The organism is Streptomyces sp. NPDC031426, assembly GCF_055581585.1.
Map to the genome: position 1 here is coordinate 1 of NZ_JBVIJE010000080.1, position 5,397 is coordinate 5,397.

The 5,397-nt window shown below is 68.3% G+C and carries 6 protein-coding genes, 1 tRNA gene and 1 pseudogene; 7 read left to right on the forward strand and 1 reads right to left on the reverse strand.

Annotated features, from left to right (window positions below):
- Positions 1-132 precede the first annotated feature (132 nt).
- The 6 genes and pseudogenes from ACZ5NH_RS45100 (at position 133) to ACZ5NH_RS45125 (ending at position 4,363) form a co-directional block, all read left to right on the forward strand.
- The gene (locus ACZ5NH_RS45100; RefSeq protein ID WP_468784258.1) at positions 133-570 is read left to right on the forward strand and encodes a glutaredoxin domain-containing protein; all 438 of its coding nucleotides are present in this window, start codon (positions 133-135) and stop codon (positions 568-570) included.
- A gap of 165 nt (positions 571-735) precedes the next feature.
- The gene (locus ACZ5NH_RS45105; RefSeq protein ID WP_468784260.1) at positions 736-1,398 is read left to right on the forward strand and encodes a Type 1 glutamine amidotransferase-like domain-containing protein; all 663 of its coding nucleotides are present in this window, start codon (positions 736-738) and stop codon (positions 1,396-1,398) included.
- A 100-nt stretch (positions 1,399-1,498) separates the two neighbouring features.
- A complete protein-coding gene (locus tag ACZ5NH_RS45110; RefSeq protein WP_468784262.1) occupies positions 1,499-1,870 on the forward strand; it encodes a VOC family protein in 372 nt (123 codons plus the stop codon).
- Positions 1,871-2,021: 151 nt separating this feature from the next.
- Complete coding sequence (locus ACZ5NH_RS45115) at positions 2,022-2,309, forward strand: Tn3 family transposase (protein WP_468784265.1); 288 nt, start codon at positions 2,022-2,024, stop codon at positions 2,307-2,309.
- 4 nt (positions 2,310-2,313) lie between these two features.
- A pseudogene (locus ACZ5NH_RS45120) lies at positions 2,314-2,634 on the forward strand (transposase); the annotation flags it as partial.
- Between the two features lie 142 nt (positions 2,635-2,776).
- Positions 2,777-4,363, forward strand: a complete 1,587-nt coding sequence (locus tag ACZ5NH_RS45125) for a hypothetical protein (protein ID WP_468784263.1) — start codon at positions 2,777-2,779, stop codon at positions 4,361-4,363.
- 47 nt (positions 4,364-4,410) lie between these two features.
- Here ACZ5NH_RS45125 and ACZ5NH_RS45130 read toward each other — a convergent pair.
- Positions 4,411-4,482 (reverse strand) — tRNA-OTHER (locus tag ACZ5NH_RS45130).
- Positions 4,483-4,575: 93 nt separating this feature from the next.
- Between ACZ5NH_RS45130 and ACZ5NH_RS45135 the strand changes: the two genes are divergently transcribed.
- Positions 4,576-5,397: IS30 family transposase (locus ACZ5NH_RS45135; RefSeq protein ID WP_468784267.1), on the forward strand; the 822-nt coding region annotated here is incomplete at its 3' end.

Sequence of the window (5,397 nt, forward strand, 5' to 3'; positions counted from 1 at the left end):
AATGCCCGCGCCGAGCCCAAGACGGCGTTCGCGCCCGACTCACCGATCCGGTCCTGGACCGATTACCCGACCAAGGCTGCGTGACGAGCCACTAGTTCGAGGAGCAATTCGACTCATCGATAGCCTGCATCCATGATGCGTGCGTGGATCCTGCCGATGCTGCTTGTGCTCAGCGGCGCAGCCGTCGCGACTGGGCAGATCTTCAAAGGGAGCCCCGGCACAGCCGCAGCACTCCTGCTGGCGTTCCTGGCGCTCGCCGGCGTGAACTCACCCCTGATCTTCCCCAGGTCGATCGGTGCGCAGGAGGCACAACGCCGCAGCGCGGTCGACGGCCGACCGGTCGTCTTCTGGCGGCCGGGCTGCAAGTACTGCATACGACTGCGCATCCGGCTGGGCCGCAGCGCCCGCCAGCTGCACTGGGTGAACATCTGGCGCGACCCGACAGCTGCCGCAGCGGTGCGAGCAGCCAACGACGGCAACGAGACCGTGCCGACCGTCGTCGTGGCGGGCCAGCCACACACCAACCCCGATCCCGAATGGGTGCGCGAACAGCTCTCCCCTTCAGCGTGATCAGAACCACGACCCACCGGAGAGGCGCCCGCAGACCCAAGCGCAGGGAGGTTAAAAGACAAGTTGAGTACCTGTTCCTGATGCAGCCATGACATGGTGGCGGCCGTGATGCGTTGGCGAACGGCTGGCTGTTGACGCGTGCGGCCAGTACCTCGGGAAGGACATATGAAGCTTCTCCTCACCGACTCCGGTATCAAGAACGCGAGCATCCAGGATGCGCTGGTCTGCCTGCTGGGTAAGCCGATTGCCGAGTCCAGCGCCCTGTGCATTCCCACCGCGGGGTATGGGGGCCCGTACGCCGATCCGGCTGGGCCATGGCGATTCATCAGCGGACGATCTCCCAGCCCCATGACCGAGCTGGGGTGGGAGTCAGTGGGCGTGCTGGAGCTCACCGCGCTGCCCAGCATCGACGAAGCGCGCTGGGTCTCCTGGGTCAGGGAGGCCGACGTCTTGCTGGTCAATGGCGGTGACGCGCTGTACCTGTGCCACTGGATGCGGGAATCCGGGCTGGCTGACCTCCTGCCGTCGCTGCCCGACACCGTGTATGTGGGACTCAGCGCCGGGAGCACGGTGATGACCCCCCGCATCGGGCAAGAATTCATGGGCTGGAAGCCGCCCACCGGCGGCGACAGCACGCTGGGCCTGGTTGATTTTTCGATCTTCCCGCACCTGGATCATCCGGCTTGTCCGGAGAACAGCTTGGCCGCGGCAGAACGATGGGCGGCCGGGATCGCGGGTCCGGCGTATGCGATTGACGAGCAGACTGCCATCAAGGTGGCCGACGGCGCCGTCGAAGTAGTGTCCGAGGGCCATTGGAAGCTGTTTTAGTGGCTGATCCTGATCCGGACCATGACATGGCCTGGCTTCGCCATCCGTCGCTCAGCCGCCTTTAGGGTGTTGATCGCGGATCGACCGGCCCGGAGGTGCCATGCCCCTGCAGATGAAGTTGGTTGCTGTAACGCTCGATTGCCCCGATCCCCTGGCTTTGGCGGCGTTCTATCAGCAGGCCACCGGCCTTGAGCTGCATCCGAAGTCGGACGCAGACTTCGCGGGTCTCAACGGTGAGTACGGACTGTTCATCGGTTTCCAACGGGTCGACGATTACCGGGCTCCGAGCTGGCCTGATCAGATCGTTCCCCAGCAGCTTCACATCTGCTTCAAGATCGAGGGGGCTCTGCATCAAGCCGAGGCCCGGCTGCTGGAGCTGGGTGCGGGCAAGCCGGATCACCAACCTCACGGGGACGAGGCGCGGGTCCTCACTGATCCGGCTGGGCACCCCTTCTGCATCAGCACACGCTGATTGTCTGAAGAGGCGCGGATGACGCCCCGATGTAGCGCTGACGAATCCACTGTCATCCAGGGCCTTCAGCCAACCGCCCGTGTAGCGGGCGGGTAAATGGAAGGGTTGGCATCGGCTGGGAATTCGGGCTGGGCTGGGGCGAGGCGACGCCCTGACCGGGCCGGACAAGGAGCACGCCGAGACGTCGATGCTCGCGCTGCACCTGCTCCAGTCCGCGCCCGTGCACGTCAACACCTTGCTGCTTCAGCAGGTCCTCCCCGAACCGGCCCGGGCGAAGAAGCTCACCGACGAGAACCGGCGCGGGCTGACCGCCTTGTTCTGGTCGAACATCAACCCGTACGGCACCTTCCGCCTGGACATGGACTCCGGCTCGAACTCCCGCTGCTCGCCACCCTGCCCCGCCCGCGCCGCGCGGCCGACGACGTTGGGCAGCCCATGACGGCAAAGCGGTAGCGGGGCAGTTGCTGTTCCGTCTGGCCCTGCTGCACCCGGAGATCACCATCGTCTGGGCCGACACCGCCTACGCCTAGAACGGTCTGGTGCCCTGGGCGAAGAAGTGCGTTGACATCACCGTCAAGACGGTGCGGCGCCCACCGGAGGCCAAGGGCTTCGTCGTGCTCCCGCGCAGGTGGGCAGTGGAACGGTCCTGGTCGTGGATCATGCGGGCTCGACGGCACTGTCGCGACTACGAACGGTTGCCCGAGATGAGCGAGTCGCGGATCACCTGGCCCGCCAGCACATTGATGACACGACGGCTCGCGCGCCGCAAGAACCGTGCCGCCGAATGCCGCGACGTCGCCCACGGCTACGTGATGGCAGAAGCCGCCTGAAGACGACCAGCGGGCTCAACGGTGCCTCGCGTCGGCGTGCTTGCCGTCGTGCGGTGGGGCAGGCCAGCATGCTCGGGTGGCAGCCGATTGGTTGGAGCAGAGCCTGCTCGACGCGGTCCGCGACGGCGAGATGCTGGACCTGGCCGGTGACGGGCAGGTCGACGTGGCCGCGATGCGATCCTGGGACAGCACTCATACCGTCCCGGCGGCGCTGATCCGTGACCTGGTCCGCGGCCGCCGGGACATCGAGGCGGACCCGCACGGGCTGCGGCTGCGCGGGGCGCGCATCACCGGCCGCGTCGACCTGGCGAACATCACCAGCGATCTGCGGGTCGAGCTGGTCGACTGCTTCGTCCCCGACGGTCTGAACCTGTGCGACAGCCAGCTGCCCGGCCTCGTGCTGGACGGTTCCTGTTTCGGGCACCCCGCGGGTTCGCACGACCCACCGGTTGACGCCGCACGCTTCACCGCGCCGGCGATGACGATGCGCAGAGCGGTTGCCAACGCCGACACACCTTCCGACGCGGTCCGGTTCCTCGGCGCCCACCTCGGTCTGCTGGATTGCGACGGTGCGCGGCTGGCGAACACGTCCGGTCCCGCCCTGCACGCCGAGTTTCTGCGGGTCGATCAGAGCGTGTTCCTGCGCGATGGGTTCCGGGCCACCGGCGTCGGCGAACAGGGCACGGTCCGGTTCGCCTACGCCCATCTCGGTCGGCTGGCATGCGACGGGGCGCGGCTGGAGAACACCTCCGGACCGGCCCTGCACGCCGACGGCCTGCGGGTCGACCGAGCCGTGTTCCTCCGCGCCGGGTTCCGGGCAACCGGCGCGGTCCAGCTGATCGATGCCCACCTCGGTCTGCTGGATTGCGACGGGGCGCGGTTGGAGAACATGTCCGGACCGGCCCTGCACGCCGACGGTCTGCGGGTCGACCGAGCCGTGTTCCTCCGCGCCGGGTTCCGGGCAACCGGCGCCGGACACTCCGTGCTCGCCTTGAACGGCGTGTCGGTCGAAGGTTCGCTGTGGTTGGACACCAGCGGGGTGACGCGGTCGGGTCAGGCCACAGGGGCCCTGGTCGGCATCGACGGGCTGACCTACGCGGACCTGCCGGCGCCGGTCGGGTTGTCCCGGTGGCTGGAGCTGTTGCGTGACCACACGCCCGGCTACTCCGCTCAGCCGTACCAGCAGTTGGCCGCCGTCCACCGGGCGGCCGGTCACGACAGCGAGGTGCGGGACATTCTCATGGCACAGCGGCGGGACCAGATCGACCGCGGCGGGCTTCGGCGGCGTGACCGGGCCTGGGCCCGATTCACCGGGCTGGCCCTCGGCTTCGGTTATCAACCCTGGCGAGCGCTGCTGCTGTTGTTCGCCGTCCTCGCCAGCTCGGTCGCGCTGGCGGTCATCCTCGGCGGGCCGGGCGGCGGCCTGGAGCACACCGCCGGCGCGAGCACACCCACGACGCCCTGCAGCGTCGTGGAGCGGGTCGGCGTGGGTTTGGATCTGGGTCTGCCGGTGGTCAAGACGGGGGCGCAGGACCTATGCGCCCCCACCGGCACCCGCGCAGGGCAGACCCTCACCGTCGCGGGCTGGCTGCTGCAGCTGGCCGCGTGGGCGTCGGCCACCCTGTTCATCGCCGGCTTCACCGGCGCCGTGCGCAAGACCTGACGATTCGCCGAGATGAAGATATGCCCGAAATCAAGATCGGTGCGGCGATCGTGAGGCGGGATTCGAACCCGCGACCTCCGCCGCGCAGGTAGCGGCGCTCTACCCGCTGAGCTACTCGGCCGGGGCGGCGTTCCGTAGGCGTCGGAAAACGACGGCACCCTCAAATGATCAACGCACCACCCACGGATGATCATGTGATCGTGGAGGCACAGGTGCGTGACTACGGGTTTTCGCCGGCTGAGCAGGAGGAGATCTGGAGACGCTGGCGCGAAGGGCAGTCGTTCAGTTTGATCGGGCGGGCGCTCGGGGCACCGATGCAGAACGCCCGTCGGTTCCTGCACCAGAGCGGCGGCGTCCGCATCACCCCGCAGCAGCGATCAGAGCGGCATCTGAGCGGCAGCGAGCGCGAAGAGATATCCCGCGGCATCGCCGCCGGGGAATCTGGCCGGCAGTTGGCCAGGCGGCTGGGCCGATCGCCTTCGACCGTCTCCCGAGAGATCGCCCGCAACGGAGGCCGGGACCGCTACCGTGCCGCATCCGCCGATGAGGCCGCCTACGCGCGCGGGCGCCGGCCCAAGCAGGCCAAGCTCGCCCAACGACCGGCTCTGCGCGCTCTGGTGGAGGCGAAGCTGGCTCTGTGCTGGTCTCCCGATCAGATCGCAGGGTGGCTGCGACGTCAGTTTCCTGGCGACACCACCATGCAAATCTCGCACGAAGCGATCTACCTCTCGCTCTACGACCCTCGTCGCCGCCAGGCAATCGACCGCAGTCTCACTCAGCGCCTGCGGTCAGGCCGGCCCATGCGCCGCCCGAAGATCGCCCGTCGGCCTACCGGGCGGGGCATCATCCGCGGCATGGTGTCCATCACCGCCCGCCCCGCCGAGGCCGAGGACCGGAAGGTCCCCGGTCATTGGGAGGGCGACCTCGTGATGGGCACCAGGCCCTCGGCGGTCGCCACGCTCGTCGAGCGCACCAGCCGCTACACGGCCATCGTCGCGCTGCCGGACGGCATCAAGGCCGAGCAGGTCACCCCG